Source organism: Kushneria sinocarnis, from assembly GCF_003633775.1.
GTDB classification, from domain to species: Bacteria; Pseudomonadota; Gammaproteobacteria; order Pseudomonadales; family Halomonadaceae; genus Kushneria; species Kushneria sinocarnis.
Genome location: NZ_RBIN01000004.1, coordinates 368,080 through 388,716, shown reverse-complemented (window position 1 = coordinate 388,716; position 20,637 = coordinate 368,080). Strand labels below are relative to the sequence as shown.

Annotated in this window: 14 protein-coding genes; 2 read left to right on the top strand and 12 right to left on the bottom strand. The window is 64.8% G+C overall.

What is annotated here, in order from left to right; all coding sequences use genetic code 11:
• The first annotated feature begins 21 nt into the window (after window positions 1-21).
• Together C7446_RS08525 and C7446_RS08520 are read left to right on the top strand one after the other, a co-directional pair.
• The gene (locus C7446_RS08525) at window positions 22-1,830 is read left to right on the top strand and encodes a single-stranded-DNA-specific exonuclease RecJ (RefSeq protein WP_121172653.1); all 1,809 of its coding nucleotides are present in this window, start codon (window positions 22-24) and stop codon (window positions 1,828-1,830) included.
• Window positions 1,831-1,954: 124 nt separating this feature from the next.
• Entirely contained in the window at window positions 1,955-2,578 is a 624-nt protein-coding gene (locus tag C7446_RS08520; RefSeq protein ID WP_121172652.1) for a YitT family protein, read from the top strand.
• A 6-nt stretch (window positions 2,579-2,584) separates the two neighbouring features.
• On the opposite strand, the gene C7446_RS08515 is transcribed toward C7446_RS08520, so the two are convergent.
• From C7446_RS08515 to C7446_RS08460, 12 genes are all read right to left on the bottom strand, one after another.
• The gene (locus C7446_RS08515) at window positions 2,585-2,998 is read right to left on the bottom strand and encodes a VOC family protein (protein ID WP_121172651.1); all 414 of its coding nucleotides are present in this window, start codon (window positions 2,996-2,998) and stop codon (window positions 2,585-2,587) included.
• Between the two features lie 46 nt (window positions 2,999-3,044).
• On the bottom strand, window positions 3,045-4,574 hold the full coding sequence (locus tag C7446_RS08510; RefSeq protein WP_121172650.1) for a DHA2 family efflux MFS transporter permease subunit: 1,530 nt from the start codon (window positions 4,572-4,574) through the stop codon (window positions 3,045-3,047).
• Entirely contained in the window at window positions 4,567-5,811 is a 1,245-nt protein-coding gene (locus C7446_RS08505; RefSeq protein WP_121172649.1) for an HlyD/EmrA/EmrK family protein, read from the bottom strand. Before C7446_RS08505 ends, C7446_RS08510 begins: the two co-directional genes overlap by 8 nt.
• Before the next feature lie 179 nt (window positions 5,812-5,990).
• Window positions 5,991-8,798 carry a heavy metal translocating P-type ATPase gene (locus C7446_RS08500; protein ID WP_342768362.1) on the bottom strand — a complete coding sequence of 936 codons (2,808 nt, stop codon included), beginning with the start codon at window positions 8,796-8,798 and terminating at the stop codon, window positions 5,991-5,993.
• Window positions 8,795-9,250, bottom strand: coding sequence for a MerR family transcriptional regulator (locus tag C7446_RS08495; protein ID WP_121172648.1), 456 nt, complete (start codon window positions 9,248-9,250; stop codon window positions 8,795-8,797). The genes C7446_RS08500 and C7446_RS08495 overlap by 4 nt, the downstream gene beginning before the upstream one ends.
• Window positions 9,251-9,401: 151 nt before the next feature.
• Window positions 9,402-11,474: a M13 family metallopeptidase gene (locus C7446_RS08490; protein ID WP_170150031.1), complete on the bottom strand. Its 2,073-nt coding sequence runs from the start codon at window positions 11,472-11,474 to the stop codon at window positions 9,402-9,404.
• 102 nt (window positions 11,475-11,576) lie between these two features.
• Entirely contained in the window at window positions 11,577-14,273 is a 2,697-nt protein-coding gene (locus C7446_RS08485) for a TonB-dependent receptor (RefSeq protein WP_170150030.1), read from the bottom strand.
• A gap of 276 nt (window positions 14,274-14,549) precedes the next feature.
• Window positions 14,550-14,951: an ExbD/TolR family protein gene (locus tag C7446_RS08480; protein ID WP_121172723.1), complete on the bottom strand. Its 402-nt coding sequence runs from the start codon at window positions 14,949-14,951 to the stop codon at window positions 14,550-14,552.
• Between the two features lie 41 nt (window positions 14,952-14,992).
• Window positions 14,993-15,721: a MotA/TolQ/ExbB proton channel family protein gene (locus C7446_RS08475; RefSeq protein ID WP_211327902.1), complete on the bottom strand. Its 729-nt coding sequence runs from the start codon at window positions 15,719-15,721 to the stop codon at window positions 14,993-14,995.
• 47 nt (window positions 15,722-15,768) lie between these two features.
• A complete protein-coding gene (locus tag C7446_RS16575) occupies window positions 15,769-16,539 on the bottom strand; it encodes an energy transducer TonB (RefSeq protein ID WP_121172645.1) in 771 nt (256 codons plus the stop codon).
• A 572-nt stretch (window positions 16,540-17,111) separates the two neighbouring features.
• On the bottom strand, window positions 17,112-18,977 hold the full coding sequence (gene pepF / locus C7446_RS08465) for an oligoendopeptidase F (RefSeq protein ID WP_121172644.1): 1,866 nt from the start codon (window positions 18,975-18,977) through the stop codon (window positions 17,112-17,114).
• Window positions 18,978-19,023: 46 nt separating this feature from the next.
• Window positions 19,024-20,628, bottom strand: a complete 1,605-nt coding sequence (locus tag C7446_RS08460; protein WP_121172643.1) for an ABC transporter ATP-binding protein — start codon at window positions 20,626-20,628, stop codon at window positions 19,024-19,026.
• Between the last annotated feature and the right edge of the window lie 9 nt (window positions 20,629-20,637).

The following is a 20,637-nucleotide window of genomic DNA, read 5'->3' as shown; positions in this document are numbered from 1 at the left end:
CCCCGATTGCGAGGTCTTCCGATGCCAGCTGATGCCGCGCCCACGCGCATCGTCGATTCGCTGCGCCGACGCATCCGGCCCCGAGCGCGCCATGAGGGGCTCTACCGCGAGGCGCTCGATGCCGGCCTGACCGAGCTGCAGGCCCGGATCGTGGCCGGGCGCCTCGATGCTCCCCGGGCGCCGCTGGAAGCCCTGATTCGGCCGGCCCTGAAGTACATCGAGCATCCCGGCAAGCTGTGTGACAGCCGCCGCGCGGCCGAGCGTATCGCCCGGGCGGTGGCCGAGGGGGAACACATCGGGGTGCTGACCGACTATGACGTCGACGGCATCACCTCGCATGTGGTGATCCTGCGGACCCTGACCGAGCTGTTCGGGGTGCCCGCCGGTCACGTCCACAGCCTGATCGGCCATCGCATTCATGATGGCTACGGCATCAGCCTGCCGCTGGTCGAGCGCACCCTGGCGCTGGCGCCGCGCCCGAGCCTGATCATCAGCGCCGACTGCGGTTCCAGCGATGAGCCGCGCCTCGCCCGGCTGCGCGAGGCGGGCATTGACGTGGTGGTCACCGATCATCACGCCCTGCCGGCGGAGGGGCCGCCGCCTTCGGCGCATGCGGTGGTCAATCCGTCGCGCAGCGACTGCGGCTATCCCGACAACACCATCGCCGGCTGCATGGTGTCGTGGCTGCTGATGTCGCTGACCCGCGCGGTACTGATCGAACTGGGGCTGCTGTCGCCGGATACGCCCAAGCTCTCGCCCTGGCTCTCCTACGTGGCGCTGGGTACGGTGGCGGACTGCGTTTCGCTGGGCGACAGTGCGATCAACCGGGCGGTGGTGACGCTCGGACTGACCCTGATCAATCGCATGGATGAGCCCTGCTGGCGGGCCATGGCCGAGTGGCTGGGCGAGGACAGCACTCCCTTTGATGCCGAGACGCTGGCCTTCCAGATGGGGCCGCGGATCAATGCGCGCTCCCGGCTCGACGACCCCTACGCCGCGCTGCACTTCATGCTTGCCCGTGACGATGCGACCGCCCGGCGTCACCTCGCCGTGCTGGACGAGGACAACCAGTCGCGCAAGTCGATCGAGGCCGACATGGTGGAGAGTGCCCGGGCGCTGGCGCGGGCGCAGCTGGAAGCGGGCGCCCGGGTGCTGGCGGTCCATCTGGAGGATGGCCACCCCGGTGTGCAGGGCATTGTGGCTTCCCGGCTGGTGCAGAGCTGGGGGCGCCCCACCTTCGTGCTGACCCCGGCGGCCCAGCCCGGCATGCTGACCGGGTCGGGTCGTTCGGTGGAAGGGGTGCATCTACGCAACGCGCTGCAGCGGGCCTTCGAGCTGGCCCCCGAAGCGCTGCCGCGGTTCGGCGGGCACAGTGGTGCTGCCGGGATCGGTGTGCCGGTCGAGCACCTCGCGGCATTTCGCGAGGCGCTGACCCGGGCGGTGGATGAGCAGCTGGGCGAGCGTGAGCTCTACCCGCAGATCCTCTCCGATGGCGCGCTGGATGAGACACAGCTGCAGCTGGCCATTCTCGACGAGCTCGAGGCACTGGCACCGTTCGGTCGCGAGTTCGAGGCGCCGCTGTTCGAAGGGCGCTTTCTGGTGGAAAAGACCCGCCTGGTGGGGGCCGAGGGCAATCATCTGATGATGGATCTCTCCAGTGGCGCGGTCACACTGCGCGCCATCTGGTTTCGTGCGGTGTCCCCGGGTGAGCTGCCTCCCTTCGGGCTGGGCGAGACGATCCGCTGCGCCTACCGGCTCTCCCGCAATCGCTGGCGCGGCCGCGAGAGCCTGCAGCTGATGATCGAGCATGCCGAGATGGCCGACGCCTGAAACTCGACACCCGGCAGGGGGCCGGGTAATCTCCGTGGCAGAACGGTCCGGCGCCACAAGTGCCGCCCCGGTCAACATCGTGCGATCCATGATGACGATAACAACAAGCCAGGAGTGTCCTGCCATGACAACCACCGATGCCGCCAGTCAGCGCCATCGCCCCTGGGAGGATGGCATGGCCATCCTGCTCGGCTCGGCCTGTGCCGCGCTGGGGCTGGGGCTCTACGAACACGCTCATATCCTGATCGGCAGTACCGCCGGCATTGCCCTGCTGATCAGCTACGCCACCGGCTGGTCCTTCGGGCCGGTCTTCTTCGTCGTCAACCTGCCGTTCTACTGGCTGGCCTGGCAGCGCGTGGGGCACCAGTTCACCTTCAAGACCTTCGCCGCCATTGCCCTGCTGTCCTGGATCAGCTGGTATCTCTCCGACTGGATCGAGATCGGCGAGGTGGCGCCATTGTTCGCCGCGCTGATGGGCGGCGCACTGATCGGTCTGGGCGCGCTGGCACTGTTTCGCCACCGGGGCAGTCTGGGAGGCTTCAACATCCTCGCGCTCTACGTACAGGATCGCCATGGCTGGCGTGCCGGCAACGTGCAGATGGGGCTCGACGGCCTGGTGATGCTGGCGGCCTTCTTCGTGCTGCCGGCCGGCAACGTGCTCTACTCGATCCTGGGCGCGGTGGTGCTGGCGGTAATCCTGACCTTCAATCACCGACCCGGACGCTATACCGGGGTGAGCAGCAACTGAGCCGGCTCAGTAGTTCGGCCACAGCCCGGGGGTGACCAGTTCGATCAGGTGGCGATCCGGGTCACGGAAATAGACACTCTCGCCCCCCGGCGGCCAGTGGGTGCGCCCCTCGATGGCGATGCCGTGCTCGGCCAGCCGGGTCTCCCAGGCCTGCAGCATGTCCGCGCCGATGGCCAGCGCAATATGCTGCTCACCGCCACCGTTGTGGGGCGGAATGGTCCCCATGCCGTCGGGCAGCCGGACCGTCTCGTCGGTCTGTCCCTGCTGAAAGATCAGCAGCATCGATGGCCCTACCGGGTAGGCCGTGAAGCGCTCGTCACTGTTGTGGGGCGTCAGCCCCAGCACGCCCTCGAAGAAGGTGCGACTGGCGGCCATGTCGCGGGTGTAGAGCACGGTTTCGATGATGCCATCCGGCTGCATGAGACACTCTGCGCTGGGAATCTGCCTTCAAGCGTAGCAGTTTCATTCAGTGGCGATGGGCGGGGCGCGCGAACCAGATCAGCAGCATCAGTGCCAGAAAGACCCAGCCGGACAGGTAGAAGAGATCGTTGGTGGCCATCATCAGCGCCTGGTTGCTGATGATATCCGCCAGCTGGCGATGGACCTGATCATCGGTCAGACCGAGTGAGCGCGCCTGTTCCAGCCACTGTTGCGTCGCGGGCTCGAAGGACGTGACGTGGCTGTTGAGGCGATGATCGTGGAAGCTGGTGCGGTTGTCCCAGAGGGTGGTGGCAAGGGAAGTACCGAACCCGAGCGACAGCTGGCGCAGGAAGTTGAGCACCCCGGAGGCACTGGCGACCTCGTCCTGTGGCAGCCGCGAGAAGGCGATGCTCAAAAGCGGAATGAAGAACAGGGCCGTGCCGATCCCCCACGGCAGGCGGGGCAGAAATATCTCGGCAAAGCTCATCTGCGTGCTGGAATTGCTGGTGAAAAACGAGATCCCGGCAAACACGGTAAAGCCGATCGTCACCAGAATGCGGGCATCCATTCTATCGCTCAGCCGACCGGCGATGGGCGAGGCGACCACCCCCATCATGCCCAGCGAGGCGGTGGCCAGTCCTGCCCAGCTCGGCGTGTAGCCGAGCCCGGTCTGCAGCCACAGCGGCAGGATCACGATGGCACTGAAAAACGCCATGTAGCCCAGACAGAGCACGGTGGTGGCGATGGTGAAGTTGCGATCGCGAAACAGCGTCAGGTCGACCACCGGCCGCTCGGCAGTCAGCTCCCAGACCACGAAGACGCACAGAAAGATGGTGGCGATGATCGCCAGCGCGATGATGTAGCCCGACTGGAACCAGGCCTTGTCGTTACCCTGATCAAGCATGATCTGCAGACTGCCGACGCCGATGATCAGCAGTACCAGTCCGGTCACGTCGAGTGGATCGCGCCGGGTCGGCGTCTCCCGATCCTTCAGCAGTGCCCAGCACAGCGGAGCGACGATCAGACCGATCGGCACGTTGATGTAGAAGATCCACGGCCAGCTGATGTTATCGGTGATCCAGCCGCCCAGGATGGGGCCGGCCACCGGGCCGACCACCGCGGTCATGCCGAAGATGCCGTTGGCGGTGCCTCGCCTGTCGCGCGGATAGCAGGCCAGCAGCAGGCTCTGGGACAGCGGGATCATCGGCCCCGCTACCGCGCCCTGAAAACCGCGAAAGGCCAGCAGCATGGGAAAGCTCCGGGCAAAGCCGCAGAGCCACGAGGCGAAGGTGAACAGCAGCGTACAGATCACGAACAGCCGGACCTGGCCGAAGCGCCGCGACAGCCAGCCGGAAATGGGGACCGTGACCGCGTTGCAGACGGCAAATACCGTAATCACCCAGGTGCCCTGATTGGCACTGACGCCGAGATCGCCGGCCAGGGTGGGGATCGAGACGTTGGCGATCGAGACATCCAGCACGTTCATGAACACGGCCAGTGCCAGCGAGATCGAGGCGACCGCCAGGCGGACACCGCTCAGCGGCGGGAGTGACTGCTGGACGGCAGCGTCACTCATGGCCCTGCGAGCTCACGACATCCGCCGCCGGCGCATCGGTTGGTATCAGCGAACGATCGAGATTGCTTTCGATGATGGCCTCGATGCGCTGATTGATCGGCTGCAGGTCGCTGTCATAGGCCGGGGTGGCAAAGCGGGGCGAGGTGATGGAGTGCTCCGTCACCGCCCGCCCGCTGGTGTCGTGTACGTCGATGGTGGCGGTCATCGACAGGCCGATGCGCAGCGGATGCGCCTGCAGTTCATCGGCCTGCAGGCTGATGCGTACCGGCACCCGCTGCACGACCTTGATCCAGTTGCCGGTGGCATTCTGCGGCGGCAGCAGCTCGAAGGCACTGCCGGTACCGGCGGAGATACCCTGCACCCGCCCGTGATAGACCACGTCATCGCCGTAGAAATCGGCAACGATACGTACCGGCTGGCCGATGCGCACCTTCGCAAGCTCTGTCTCCTTGTAGTTGGCCTCTACCCACAGTTGATCGAGTGGCACGATCGCCATCAGCGGTGAGTCGGGGGAGACCTGCTGACCCAGCTGAACGCTGCGCTGGGCGATCTGGCCGCTGACCGGCGCCTGCAGGGTGGTGCGCTGAAGATCCAGCCAGGCCTGACGCGCCTGCTGGGCCGCCGCCTGAATCCGGGGATGGTCGGCCGGCCGGGTCCCCCGGGTCTGGGTCTCGAGCGCGCCGAGCTGGCCGCGGGCGGCGGCCAGATCGGCCTGCGCTGCCTGATAGCTGGTAAGTGCCTGTTCCTCGTCCGCCTGAGAGATCGCGTGACGCTGATAGAGGGAGTGGGCGCGCTGATAGTCGTCACGACGCTGGCGCAGGGTGGCCTGACGCTGGTCGATGATCGCCTGCTGCTCATCGAGCCGGGCATAGAGCTGGCCGACCTGGCGGACCGTCTGGCCGAGTTCGGCCAGGGTCTGATCCAGCGCCACACGATAGTCACTGTTATCCAGCCGAACCAGCGTCTGGCCCTGACGCACCCGATCGGTATCCTCCGCCTCGATGGTGGTCACCGTGCCCGACACTCGCGGCATGATCGAGAGCTGATTGCCGTGCACATAGGCGTCATCGGTCGCCACCCGGTACTGCGCCACGAAGTACCACCATGCGCCCCAGGCGACGCCGATCAGCAGGAACAGAACGGTCAGCGCCAGCAGCAGCCGGATGCGCAGACGGCGTTTGCGGTGGCGGTCGGTTGAGGGGTCATCGGGGGAGGCAGATTGCCCGGAATCGCTCACTGCGTGCTCCTCAGGCGGCCCTGCCGGGGCAGCAGGGCGCTGAAACGGAGCTTAAGAGACTACTGACGCCCCGGGCAGGCGTCAATGCCCGCGCGCGCGTCGACCCGGCAGGCGCAACAGACGGAACCAGCAGACGATGACCGCGATCAGCAGCACGCCGGTCAGATTGATCAGCCAGCTCATCCCCGTACCTCCTTCGATGTCTCTGCCCGGGCCGTGACCTCGCCGCGTGACGCGCTGTCCGGCGCGGCATGGGTCGGCCCGCCCGGCGTGAAATGGCGCAGACGGCTGGCATTGCCGACCACCGTCACCGAGGACGCCGCCATCGCCAGTGCGGCAATCACCGGTGACAGCAGGGCACCGGTCAGCGGATAGAACACCCCGGCGGCGACCGGGATGCCCAGCACGTTGTAGCCAAAGGCGCCCCACAGGTTCTGGCGGATATTGTGCATGGTGGCACGACTGATTTCGATGGCATCGGCTACGCCATGCAGCGAATTGCGCATCAGCGCCACACCGGCGGATTCGATGGCTACCGAGGTGCCGGCGCCGATGGCAAAGCCGACATCGGCACGCGCCAGCGCCGGGGCGTCGTTGATGCCGTCGCCCACCATGCCGACTACCCGGCCGGCCTGCTGCAGGCGTTCGATATGGGCGTGCTTGTCTTCCGGCATCAGCCCGGCCTCGACCTCGTCGATACCGGCTTCCCGGGCGATGGCACGAGCCGTCGCCGGGGCATCGCCGGTCAGCATGATCGGAGTCAGACCGGCGCTTTTGAGGCGGGTGATGGCCTCGCGGGCATCCTCGCGCAGCGGATCATGTACTGCCAGCAGGGCGCGCAACTCATCGCCCACGGCCAGCAGCATCACCGTACGGGCCTGCGACTCCAGCGTTTCGATTCGTTCTCGCACGGCGCTGATATCAACCCCGTGATCTGCCATCAGGGCGGGATTGCCGAGTGCCAGCCGGGTGCCATCGTGCGTCGTGGCGGTCACGCCGCGACCGGAGTGCGCCTGAAAGTCGGAGACTTCCGTGGCCGTGGCGCCCTGCTCCTGACACCATTGGGTGATGGCGGTAGCCAGCGGGTGCTCGGAACCGGTCTCGATACCGGCCAGCAGACCGAGCGTTTCCCGGGAGAGCGGCGCGCTGCTGGCCGGCGCTTCACTCTCGGTCACGCGCGGTCGCCCCTCGGTGAGGGTGCCGGTCTTGTCGACCACCAGTGCATCAAGATCACCGGCCCGCTGCAGCGCTTCGCCATGACGAATCAGAACTCCCCGTTCGGCGGCACGGCCGACACCGATCATGGTTGAAATCGGGGTCGCCAGCCCGAGTGAACAGGGGCAGGCGATGATCAGCACCGTGGTGGCGGCGATCAGCATGTGGGTGATACGCGGCTCGGGGCCGACATTGAACCAGACCAGCGCCGTCAGCACAGCCACGATCATCACCGCGGGCACGAAGATGCTCGACACCCGGTCGGCCAGCGCACTGATCGGCGGGCGCGAATTCTGTGCGCTGCGTACCTGCTCGATGATGCGGGACAGCCGGGTGTCGCTGCCGACGCCGGTGGCGCGGTAGATCAGGGTGCCGCGGCCGTTGACGGTACCGGCCGAGACCCGGGCGCTGTGCTCCTTGCGTACCGGATCGGGCTCGCCGGTCAGCATCGACTCATCGACGAAGCTGTCGCCCTCGAGGACCTCGCCATCCACGGCGATGCGCTCGCCGGGGCGGACACGCAGCCGCTCGCCTTCCTCGACCTCGTCGATATCGACGTCGACTTCCTCGCCATCACGAATCACCCGAGCGGTGGTGGCGCGCATCTCCAGCAGCTGGCGCAGGGCACTGGAGGTGCGTCCGCGAGCGCGGACCTCCAGTGCCTGGCCGATGCTGATCAGACCGATGATCATCAGTGGTGATTCGAAGTAGAGCGCGCGGGCGGCATCCGGAAACAGGGCCGGGGCCAGTACCACGGCCATGGAGTAGACCCAGGCGGCGAGCGAGCCGGTCGCGACCAGCAGGTCCATGTTGGCCTGATGATGGCGCAATGCCTTGCCGGCAGCGGAGAAGAAACCGCGTCCGGCGGTGACCATGATGCCCAGCACACCGAACCCGATGGCCAGCCAGAGCCAGCGTTCCACACCGGTCAGCCGGGGGGCATGGAAGAACATGCCCAGCATCAGCAGAAGACCGGGAATCAGTGCCAGCAGACTGTCCCGCCACTTGGCACGATACTCCCGGCGCGAATGCTCCTCGCGTCGGGCATCGCCTTCTTCGGCATTCTCCACCACTTCGGCGCCATAGCCGACATTCCGGACCGCTTCGATCAGCTGTTGCGATGTGGCGCTGCCGGTCACCAGGGCATTGCGGCTGGCAAGGTTGACCTGGGCATCGTCGACGCCAGCCACGCCGTTGAGCGCATTGGAAATGGTCTGCACGCAGCCGGCGCAGGTGATGCCGGTCAGGGCCAGCTCGATCGTCTCCCCGCCCCTGTCAGCTTCGCTGGAGGCAGACGATGCGGCGGTCGAGGTGTCGGCCGCCGACGCATTCGAAGACCGGGCGTCGGTCTCGCTGTCGCCGGAAGAGGCACCCGGATCACCCGGGGGATAGCCGGCGTCGGTGAGCCCCTGATCGAGCGTATCGTCATCAAGTGTGGTGGCCACTGTCAGGCGCTGGCTCTCGGGATCACCTTCAATCTCGGCCTGTGCGTCCCGGGCCTGCACGGCGCGGCGCATATTGGCGACACAGCCCTGACAGCTCATGCCGGGGATGGTGCGCTCACGCGTCACGGGTCGCGCAGCAAACCCGGCACGTTCGACGGCGGCAATCAGCTCGTGCGGTTCATGCGAGCTCGTGATCCGGGCTTGATGGCGGTCGAGTTCGATCTCCGCCTGAGGGTCCAGTTCGCCCAGCGCCTGTCGTGTCCTGCTGATGCAGCCGTCACAGGCGAGGCCTTCCAGTTCGAGATGATGGCTCCGGCGTGCGGTCATGCATCCTCCCTGACTCCGTCTGAAGGCGAAGTCGTCTCTGCTGCAGCAGGTTGCTCCCAGTGTTCGATCAGCCGGCACAGGGTGTGGCCGTCGGGGGCGCCGTCGGGCATGTGCGACCAGGTTTCCAGTGCCTGCTCCATGCGATTGGCCAGTGCCTGCAGTTCGGAGATCTGCTGACGCACCTGCGGCAGTCGCTCGGCCAGCAGATCGCGCACCAGCGGGCAGGGCGAGTCGCCATGATCGGTATGTTCGAAGATCTCGCCGATCTCGCCGAGGCTGAAGCCCAGGGTGCGAGCGCGCTGGATGAAGCGCAGCCGGCGCAGGGCCTCCTCGTCATAGAGCTGATAGCCGTTGTTGGGATTGCGCTGTGGGGTCAGCAGCCCGAGCCGGGTGTAGTGACGCACGGTTTCTGCCGTGACACCGGCCTGATGGGCCAGTTGGCTGACTTTCATGGGCGCACCTCTCGGGAATTCGACTGAAGATGGCATTAGCCTAAAACCCTGGGGTAGGACCTGGGTCAAGCTGCCGAAGGGATGTCGTATCGGCGAGAGATGACGAGAAGAGGTGAGCGCCGGTCGGCCCCTTGACCGACCGGCGCGGGCATTACCAGATCACGACTCGCTGATCCGGCGGCAGATAGAGCTGATCCTGCGGTGTGACATCAAAGGCCTCGTACCAGGCATCCATGTTGCGTACCACGCCATTGGCCCGGTATTGCGAGGGCGAGTGGGGGTCGCTCTTGATGCGATTGATCAGCGCCTGCTCCCGGAACAGCCGGCGCCACACCTGTGCCCAGCCCATGAAGAAGCGCTGGTTGCCGGTAAAGCCATCAATGATCGGGGCCGGTTGACCCTCCAGCGAGCGGTGATAGGCGCTCAGGGCGATGTTGAGCCCGCCCAGGTCGCCGATGTTCTCGCCCATGGTCAGCTCGGGGTCGAGGTGATAGCCCTTCACCGGCTCGTATCGGGCATACTGCTGCCCCAGCTCGTCGGCCAGCCGATCGAAGTGCTCGGTGTCGGCGCTGGTCCACCAGTCGACCAGACGCCCCTGACCGTCCGACTTGCGGCCCTGGTCGTCGAAGCCGTGACTCATTTCATGGCCGATGACGGCACCGATTCCGCCATAATTGACGGCCGGATCGGCGTTGGGATCGAAGAAGGGCGGTTGCAGGATGGCGGCCGGGAACACGATCTCGTTGCGGTTCGGAGCGTAGTAGGCATTGACCGTCTGCGGGTTCATGAACCACTCGTCACGATCGATCGGTCCGCCGAGCTTGGCGAGTTCATCCTGCCAGTGCCAGCGGCGTGCCTCCCGGATATCGGCATAGAGCGTATCGGGCCGGATGGTCATGCCCTCATAGTCTTCCCAGTGATCGGGATAGGCGATTTTGGCGGTGAAGGCATCGAGCTTGTCCAGCGCCCGCTGACGGGTCTCGGGCGTCATCCAGCTCACCTCGTGCGTGAGTCGATCGCGATAGGCCGCCTTGAGATTGGCCACCAGCTGCTGCATCTGCTGCTTGGCCTCGGGAGAGAAATGCAGCATCACATAGAGCTTGCCGGCGGCCTTGCCCAGCTGGCTGTTGATCAGGCTGACCCCGCGCTTCCAGCGCTCGCGCTGTTCCGGCTGCCCGGAGAGGGTGCTGCCATAGAAGTCAAAGCTGGCCTGGTCGATCGCGCTGGGCAGGTAATCGCTGTTGGCCGACAGCAGCCGGAAGCTCAGATACGCCTTGAGCGTCGAGAGCGGAGTGGTGGCGTAGATCCGGGCCAGTCCGCGGATGGCGTCGTTTTCCCGCAGTACCAGCTTGTCCTGTCCCGCCAGACCGCTGGCCTCGAGCCAGCTCTGCCACGGGAAGCCCGGGGCATAGAGCGCCAGCTGATCGGGCTGAATCGGATTGTAGGTCAGTGAACGATTGCGCTGCTTCGCGGGGGGCCACTCCGCCCGGGCCATTTCGGTTTCCAGCGCGAGGATGCGCCGGGCACTGCCTTCGGGATGGGGCTGGTCGGCCAGGCGCAGCAGCCGGGCAATATAGTCGACATAGGCGTGCCGGATCTCCCTGAAGCGGGGCTGCTGCTCGAGGTAGTAGTCCCGGGTCGGCAGGCCCAGCGACATCTGGGAGAGATAGGTGACGTAGCGGTCGGTATCGCGGACATCGATGTCGATCGAGGGCTCGGCCAGCGAGCTCAGCCCCATTCCGGCCTCGCCCATCAGGCGGGCAAGTACCGTCTTGTCGTCTGCCTGCCGGATGCGCTCGAGATCCGGCCGAATGGGGGAGAGGCCGCGCTGCTCGATGGCGCTCCGGTCCATCCAGGCGTGATAGAGATCGCCCAGGCGCTGCTGGGGCGAGTTGGGCGGTGTATCGGCACCATCCAGCTGCTGGAGGATGTCATGCACCTGCTGCTCGGCGGTATCGGCAAGCTCGGTGAAGGCGCCGTAATTGCTGCGATCCGGTGGAATCGAGGCGCGGGCGAGCCAGCTGCCGTTGACGTAGTGGTAGAAGTCGTCACCCGGATCGACGCTGCGATCCAGGGCATCAAGCTGTACTCCCCAGTCACCCATGGCGGCCCGGCCCTCGTCGGGAGCCTTGGCCCCCAGCGCCGGAGGCTGCCACAGCAGCAGTCCCAGCGTCAGCAGGCCGGCCGCGCGCAGCGGAGCGGGGGGAGATATCGGTTTGCGCATCATCAACATCCAGTCCCGGTGAAGTCGAAAGAGAGCGTACGAAATGCAGGATAAAAAAGTCGCTGCCAGATTGGCAGCGACCGTACAGGGGGGGGCAGGGGTTCAGAAGGTATAATTCAGGCGGGCATAGACGGTGCGGCCGAGGGCATCGGCGTAACGCGCGTCGTAGCCGCTCTGACCCACTTCCGGCTGATTGGAGAAGGGCGGATCGCGGTCGAACATGTTCTTCACGCCGAGCGTGATCCGCGGCCCGGCCATGAACATGTAGGAGGCCAGCGCATCCCAGGTGGTGTAGGACCCGACCTCGTCGTGGGTCTCGGTATCGTAGTCATCATAACCGGACTGGTAGTGGTTGATCAGACCGGCCGCCCACTGCCCCCTGGCCCAGTTGAAGGTCACCTTGTGCTTCCAGCGGAAGATGGTGCCGTAGCCGCTGCGGTAGTGGCCCACATTGCTGACATAGCTGCTGTCGGGCGACTCCTGGAAGTCATAGCGGTCCACATAGGTGCCGGAATAGCCGATGGTGAACAGGCCGTAGGTGGTGGGTTTGCGATAGTTGGCGGAGATGTCGACCCCGTTGGTCTTGGTCTTGCCCAGGTTCTGGTTCTGCACCGGGATGTAGTCGATCGAGCCGTCATCGTTGCGGGCAATCGACCCGGGGTCGTTGGCGATGACGTAGGCCGAGGTCGGCGCGGACACCTCGTTCTCGATCTCGACCCACCAGAAGTCGAGCCCGGCGGAGAAGCTGTCAAAGGGCTGGAAGACGAAACCGAGCGTCCAGTTCCTGGCCTCTTCCGGCTCGAGATCCTCGTTGCCGCCCTGCTGTTCCTGGAACTGGGTGTTGCAGTCGCGCGTCGCCACGCCGCCGTTGGCGGGCGTGCCGCCGGGGCAGAGCTGCGGATCGCTCAGACCGCTGGGAGAGAAGGTCAGAGCCTGCGGATCGTAGAGTTCATACAGCGTGGGCGCGCGAAAGCCCTCGCTGTAGGCGCCACGGATCAGCAGCTGGCGGACCGGCTGATAACGAAACGAGATCTTGGGATTGGTGGTATCGCCGACATCGCTGTAATCGTCGTAGCGAACGGCGGCGGTGATCTCGAGGCCGTCAATCAGTGGCACGTTCAGTTCGCTGTAGACGCCCTTGACGTCGCGGTCCTCGTTGACCGAAGCGTCCGGCGACAGGCCGCCACTGGTGGCCCGTGAGGCGACGTCCGCATCGGTGTCCAGCTTGAGCCGTTCATGCCGGTAGTCGCCCCCCACGGCAATCGCCGATGAGCCGGCACCGAACCAGTCGCCGATCTCGCGACTGAGCTTGCCATCCCACGCATAGACGTCGGTCTGTGCCGTCCATACTAGACCACTGGCCTCGGCATCGGCCAGCGCCTGCTGCCCGGCTTCGGTCAGCGGGTCGGTCGAGAACGGGTCGATCAGCCCGTCATTGAAGGCATTCTCGAGGTCGTCATCGGAGAGATAGCCGCCGCGGTAGTCGAGATCGGTTGTGCTGCGGTTCCAGGAGACGGCACTGTCGTAGTTGAAGCCGGAAAAGTCACCGGTGAAATCCAGCACCAGTCGCTTGGCGTCGATGGTGTTGTAGGTTTCCCGGGCGCCCGCCGGAATGCCGCGCCAGCGCACCGACACCGGCTGGGTCGGGTCCAGTGCCGGATCATCCGGGTAGAAGGGGGTGCCGGGCTGGATTTCGGGCGCCGACGAGGTGGGTGAGGGCGCGCTGAGGGAGGTGTTCTTGCTGCGCGACCACAGATAAGAGAGCGAGGCGCTGTGGTTCTCGGCCAGTCGGGCGCTGGCCCGGGTGTAGAGGGAGGTCTTTTCGCTGTCCTGCTGTACCTGACCGTAGCGGCCATAGTCGTAGGAGCAGGTGCCGCCGCCCGTATCAACCAGCCCCGTGCCGTTACAGCCGCTGGCAGCCAGCGGATTGCCCGAGATATCCCCCTGGTAGTAGTTGGCGGGGTAGGCGTAGGACGACACCGAGTAGATGCCGCTGGCCGGATCATAGATCTCGCGGATGCTGTCGCGGTCGGTATAGTCGAGGTGATTCTGCTTGCGGTAGCTCAGCGACCCCATGATGTTGAAGCCATCTTCCTCGAGATCGCCGTTCCCCCAGGTGGCACTGATGTCGTTGCTGTCACCGCCGCCGCCCTGGGTCGGCGTTTCATAGCCGAACTCGATGTCGCCGCCGCTGAGATTCTTCTTGGTGATGAAGTTGATCACACCCCCGATGGCGTCGGTGCCATAGATGGCGGAGGCGCCGTCGCGCAGCACCTCGACCCGTTCGATGGCACCGAACGGAATGGTATTGAGATCGACCGCGCCGCCATCCAGCGAGTTGTTGGCCAGCCGGCGGCCGTTGAGCAGCACCAGCGTCTTGTCGGTGCCGATCCCGCGCAGGTTGGCAAAGCTTGCCCCTGCGGTAATGGCGGTGCCGGTGCTCAGTCCGGGGCCGAAGCTGGTGTCATTGGAACTCAGCTGCGAAACCAGCTCCTCGGTCGAGGTGATCCCCTGCTGCTTGATTTCATCGGCCTGGATGATGGTCACGGGGACTGCGGTTTCGGCATCGGTGCGGGCAATGGCCGAGCCGGTCACTTCCACGCGCCCCAGATCCCGGGTGGGCGTGTCGCCATCGGCGGCGACCGCGGCAGGGGCTGCCGGGGCGGCGATCTCCTCATTGGTGTCGCCGCTCGGGGCCGCTGCAGCCGGGGCCACGGCATCGCGGCCGTTATCGCTCTCTTCGGCAGGCGGGGCGACATAATCATCCCCTTCGGCCAGGGAGAGGGGCGAGCAGGCCATCAGCAGTATCCAGGCTGAGGCAAGCGTCGTCCGACGCCAGTCAGCGTGACGGTCGGCCGTGGTTGCAGCAGAAGATGAAGTGGTACGCAGGGGCGCACTGGATGCGCAACGCCCCCGTTCGGGTCGCATTATCATTGTTGGGTTGTTCCTTGCAGTATTCTTTGTTGTTGTTCCGAACACGGTCAGGGGTGTCCGAAAGTGTTTCTTCCCGCGTCATGATTCCACCCGAAACGGTGGTCTCTCCCTCCCTGTTGCCACGATGAGTGTCCTGAGCCGCTACTGCTGGGTGAGTACGGCGACCTTCTGAATGCCCGAGCGTTCAAGGGCCGCCATGGCCTTGGCGACCTGGCCGTAATTGACGCCTTCATCGGCCTGAAGCTGGACCGCCTGCTGCGGATTCTCCTCGTGAGCCTGCTGCAGCCGGGTTTCCAGCTGTTCGAACGCGTACTCCTGCTTGCCAATGAAATAGTGCCCCTCGGCATCCACGCTCACTACCATCGGTTCACTGGATTCGGGCGGCGCTACTGCGCCGGTCCTGGGCAGATTGACGTGCACGGCATTGGTCATCAGCGGGGCTGTTACAATGAAGACCACCAGCAGCACCAGCATGACATCCACCAGCGGTGTGACATTCATTTCGCTGAGTACTTCATCATCGTCCTGATTGGAAAAGGCCATGGTCATGTCTCCCGGAATCTGAAGGGTGGCAGGGGGCGGATTCAGGCACCCATCGGCTGATGCCGGGGAGCGGGGTTGCCATGTGCTGCATGGCCGGTATCGACCGAAGAGCGAACATGAAACTCGTTCTGTTGCGCCAGGCTGTAAAAGTCGTGCGCAAAATCATCCATCAGCGATACGTTGAGCTTGAGGCGACGGGTGAAGTAGTTGTAAACCAGCACGGCGGGCACGGCGACGGCAATACCGACGCCGGTGGCAATCAGGGCGTGGCCGATGGGGCCGGCCACGGTGTCCAGCCCGGCTTCACCGGTCTCGCCGATGGTGACCAGTGCTTCCATGATGCCCCAGACGGTGCCGAACAGGCCGATGAAGGGCGAGGTGCTGCCGATACTGGCCAGAATGGCCAGGCCGCCTTCCAGCGAACGTCGTTCCCGCTGAATCTGCTGACGCAGGCTGCGTTCCAGACGGTCGGAACGGTTGATTCGCTGAGCCAGTTCCCGGTTGTCGGGCGAGATGTCGCTGCCGGTAATGACCGCAAACCCGGCGCGTGCAATCGAGGCCATGGTGCCGGGGCGCTGCTCGGCCACGGACTCGCCTTCCTCCAGGCTGCGGGCTTCCCAGAAGGCCTTGCGAAACCGCTTGTTCTCGGTACGGTTGCGGGCAAACTGCAGCCCCTTGATCAGCAGCACCGCCCAGGTCACCACCGAAAAGGCGATCAGGGTCCAGAGCACCGCGGGCACGATCATTGGCGTAATACTGCTGTTCATCATGATGTCATGGCTCCTTGCAGGGTCCTGTCTTGTGGTTGTGATTTACATCAGCGCGGCAGATTGAAGGCAATCGTCTGGATCGCCCAGCCCCTGATGGGGGTGTCGCCTCGTCGGGCCGGCTTGAACTTCCAGCCTTTCACGGTTTCCACGGCGGCCTCGTCCAGTTCGCGATGACCGCTGGAGGAGATGACCTCCACCTGACCGGCGGTCCCGTCGGGCAGCACCAGGATCTTCAGCCTGACGTTGCCTTCGTAACCGCGACGCAGGGCCAGCGAAGGATAACGGGGCGGCGGATTGCCCAGGCTCTGCATGCCCGACACTGCCGGGGTCACCTGGTTGGCGCTGCTGTTGCTGCTCGAGGCGCGCTGCGCCGATGGATTCGAGGTCCGTGTCGGCTGACTCGACTGCTGTGCCGGGCGAGGCTCGGGTTCGGGTTCGGGTTCGGGTTCGGGTTCCGGCTGTGGTTCGGGCTCGGGTTCGGGCTCGGGTTGCTCTGCCACCTCTTCTTCTGCCGGCATGACCGCGTTTTCATCGACCACCGGCGCCTCTTCCACCTGTGGTTGAGGTGGAGGAGGAGGTGGTTCGGGAGTAGGCGGAGGTGCGCTGGTCAGCGACACCGTCACCTCCGATGCCCGGGAGGCCTGGGTCGGCATGGCTTCGGCCAGTACATCCGGCTGACGGTTCAGTGCCCACCAGAGCAGCCCGTGGACGGCGGCCGATACCAGCAGCAGCGTAATGATTTCCGCCTTGGCAATGGAGCGTCGTTGCGATTGTGTGCCGATTCCCTGATCGACCGTTCCCCTGACACTGTCACTCATGTTGTCTCTTTTATTGGCAGGTCATTGCGAGCGACCCCCGGATGGTCAGCCGGGGCGTGACTGATCCCCGCTCAGCGGGCGATATTTATTCAGGTAAGCAATTAGTGTGCCATTGAAATGCCACTCTCGGCCCGGGCCACTGATGCTGAATTAAAATCAGGTTGTGGGCGGGCGATGCCGTCGTGATGAAGCGTCGGAATCTGCCTTGTTCCGGCAGCCGGGAGAGGCCCAATCGTGCGGATAAGATTCGGAAAAGGTGGCATTACGCCATGAGTGGGAGAGAGGGTGCGGCGTTTGATCAGCTGAATATTCAATAATGAAAATTTCTAATGATGACCTGGCAGGAGGGCAGGGTTGAAGGCATTGATGGGAGCGTCTGAAGCAGGAAAAGGACGAATTTAATTAAAGATTGATATTTGCAGGAATGCCTCATGACGAGGCCTTTATCAGGAAATGAACCAAAAAAAGGCGCTTTTGGAGGGCTGCACTGTTTTGGCGCCATTGAGGGGCGTGTCGAACAAAAGAGCCGCCAGATTGCCGGCGGCTCCTGCAGGGAGGGGGACAGTCGTCGCTCAGGAACGCTCGAGCAGGGTTTCGGCCTGATCCATCAGCTCGTTCATGTAGTCCATCAGCGCGTCATAGGGCTGAGGAGTGGCCAGATCGACACCTGCCTGTTTCAGCAACCGGTAGCCGCTGTCACTGCCGCCGCTCGACAATACGTTCAGATAGGTAGCGCGTACCTTTTCGGGATCCCGTTTCAGGGCACTGGCAAAGTGGTGGGCTGCCGTGATCGAGGTAGCGTACTGGTAGACGTAAAAGTTGTAATAGAAATGCGGAATGTAGGCCCACTCGATGAAGAAGTCCGGGTTGATCGCGGTAACGCCCTGCTCGACACCGTAGTATTTCTTCAGGATGTCGCCATACATCTGCGTCATGCGCTTGCCGGAGAGCGGGGTACCCTGTTCGGCGGCTTCATGGATGGCCAGCTCGAATTCGGCAAACTGGGTCTGACGGAAGAAGGTGCCGCGCAGTGATTCCAGCGCCTGGCCGATATAGAAGAGTTTCTCCCGGTCATTGTCGGCCTGACGGATCATGTCATCGATCAGCAGCTCTTCATTGGTGGTGGAGGCCACTTCCGCGGTGAAGATGGGGTAATCCGAGGTTGCGTAGGGCTGCGACTCATCGGCCAGCATGGAGTGAATGCCATGGCCCCATTCGTGGGCGTAGGTGGAGACATCCCCGTAGGCGCCATTGAAGTTCATCAGTACATAGGGATGGACATCGTAGGCCGAACCATTCATGTAGGCGCCGGAGCGCTTGCCGCGTTGCGGGTAGACGCTGGTCCAGGGCGAGTCGGTCGCCCGTTCGAGCAGTTTCGAGTAGTGCGCCCCCAGCGGGCGGGTTGCCGCCCGGGTCAGGCGGCGGGCATCGTCGATGGTAAACCGGCGTTCACTCGTGACCAGTGGCGGATAGATGTCGTAGTAGTGCAGCTGTTCAACGCCGAGCATGCGCTGACGCAGCTTCAGGTAGCGATGCAGGGTCGGCAGGTGTTGATTGGCGGAGCGGATCAGCTGGTGATAGACCGCCGCCGGGATGTCGTTACTGCTGACGGCGGCCGCCAGGGCGCTGTCGTAGTGGCGCAGGCGTGCCTCGATGACATGCTCGAGCACCTGATTGCCCAGCAGGGCGCCGAAGGTGGTTTCGTACTGCTGCCAGACCGGCCAGAAGGTTTCGAACACCCGGCGGCGCACATCGCGATCTTCCGACTCCCGCCAGCGGGAATAGCCGGCCTGATCCAGGGTGCGCGACTTGCCGTCGATGGCAAGGCTCGGCCAGGCGATGTCGGAATTGGTCAGCAGCGAATAGGTGTTGCCCGTGGTCGTGACCGGTGCAAGCGCCGCCAGTGCCGACTCCGTGGGGCGCGCCAGGGTATGCGGGGCCTCGCGCATCACGTTTTCCAGAAACCGGCGGTGGACCTTCAGCACCGGCCGGGCCGCCCACTCGGCCAGTGTCGACTGGTCCATGCCGGTCAGTTCGGGACGAATATAGCCGGTCACTTCGCCGTAGTGCGCCATCAGGCGCGTGGCCCGGTTGTTGCGCTCCTGGGCGGTACTGTTGCGCAGATCCTCGTCCGCCCGGAGGCTGGCATAGGCGTTCAGCCGCACGGCGTCCAGCGCTTCGGCCAGGGCCTGCGGACTGTCGGTCAGGTGCCCCCGGAAGCGATCCAGCCCGTCGATGGCCTGCGAAACCTGTTCGTAGGACTGCTGCCAGGCGGCGGGCGAGGCGTAGAGATCCTCAAGCTGCCATGTTCCGGCAGAAGCGCCGTCGTTCGAAGTACCGCGACTCGCCTGCGCGGCCATGACCGGGCTGGTCACTCCCGGCAGCAGCGCCAGCAGCAGGGTGGTGGTCGGCAGGAGACGAGCTGTTCTGTAATGCATCGCAAGGTAGACCTCTTGTTGTTGTGCGGTTGGTATCCGGTGTTGGTCAGGCAGCGTGCTCGCTGCTCATGAACGCGGCTTTCAGCAGTGTCTTCGTGTACGTCTCGCGCGGCCGGGTGAAAATGGTTTCGGAAGTACCGTGCTCGACGACCTGGCCCTCCTTCATCACCAGCACGGTATCGGAGAGCGCGCGCACCACCGCCAGGTCGTGGCTGATGAACAGATAGGTCAGGTCATGGCGGCGCTGAATTTCGCGCAGCAGCCTGATGACCGTCATCTGCACCGAGCGATCAAGTGCGGAGGTGGGCTCGTCGAGCAGCAGAAAGCGGGGCTTGAGCACCAGCGCCCGGGCGATGGCAATCCGCTGGCGCTGGCCACCGGAGAACTCGTGCGGGTAGCGCCGGCGCATGGCCGGATCGAGCGAGACTTCCTGCAGCGCTTCGATGATGCGGGCTTCGCGCTCGCGGCGACCGAGCTCCGGATAGTGCACCCGCAGCCCCTCGCTGATGATCTCGCCGACCGTCTGGCGTGGCGAGAGCGAGCCGAACGGGTCCTGGAAGACGACCTGCATGCGCGAGCGCAGCGGTCGCATGGCGGACTTGTCGAGGTGGGTGATATCGGTGTTGTCGAAGGTGATCGAGCCCTGGCTTTCGAGCAGCCGCAGCAGCGCCCGGCCCAGGGTGGACTTGCCGGAACCGGATTCGCCGACGATGCCGACCGTCTGGCCGCGCCGAATGTTCAGCGTGATACCGCGTACCGCTTCGAAATACTCGCTCCTGCCGAACAGACGCTTTCTGATCGGAAAGCGGACCCGGATATCGCTGGCTTCAAGCAGCATCGGCGCCTGCGTGTCGACGGCGGCCTTGGTGCCGCTGGGCTCGGCATCGAGCAGCATGCGGGTGTAGTCGTGCTGCGGCCGTTCAAAGACGGTGGCGGTGTCGCCCGACTCGACGATTTCGCCATGGCGCATCACGCACACGCGCTCGGCGAAGTGGCGCACCAGGGTCAGGTCATGGGTGATGAACAGGATCGCCATGCCGTAGCGCTGCTGCAGATCCTTCAGCAGCGCCAGAATCTGCGCCTGGACGGTGACATCGAGCGCCGTGGTGGGCTCGTCGGCGATCAAGAGCTTCGGCTCGCACGCCAGCGCGATGGCGATCATCACGCGCTGGCGCTGGCCGCCGGAGAGTTCATGGGGATAGCTGCGCACGCGTCGCTCGGGCTCGGGAATGCCCACCTGGCGCAGCAGCTCCAGCACCCGCTGCTGCGCCTTCTGCCCGGTCATGCCGCGATGGCGTTCGAGCACCTCGGCAATCTGCCGGCCGATGCGGTGCAGGGGGTTGAGCGAGGTCATCGGCTCCTGGAAGATCATCGACATCTCGTCGCCGCGCACCCGGCGCATCTGGCGCGGGGAGATCTTCAGCAGCTCCTGCTCGCCCAGCCGGGCGCTGCCGCTGATATGGGTCATTTCCGGCAGCAGCCGCATCAGCGCGGTCGAGGTCACCGACTTGCCGGAGCCGGATTCACCCACCAGCGCCATGGTCTCGCCCTCGTGGATCGAGAAGCTGACGCCCCGAACGGCGCTGACGGTGCCGGTGGGCAGCCGGAAGTCGACCTGCAGGTTGTCGATTTCAAGTAGCGGTGTCGACATGGTCGTGCT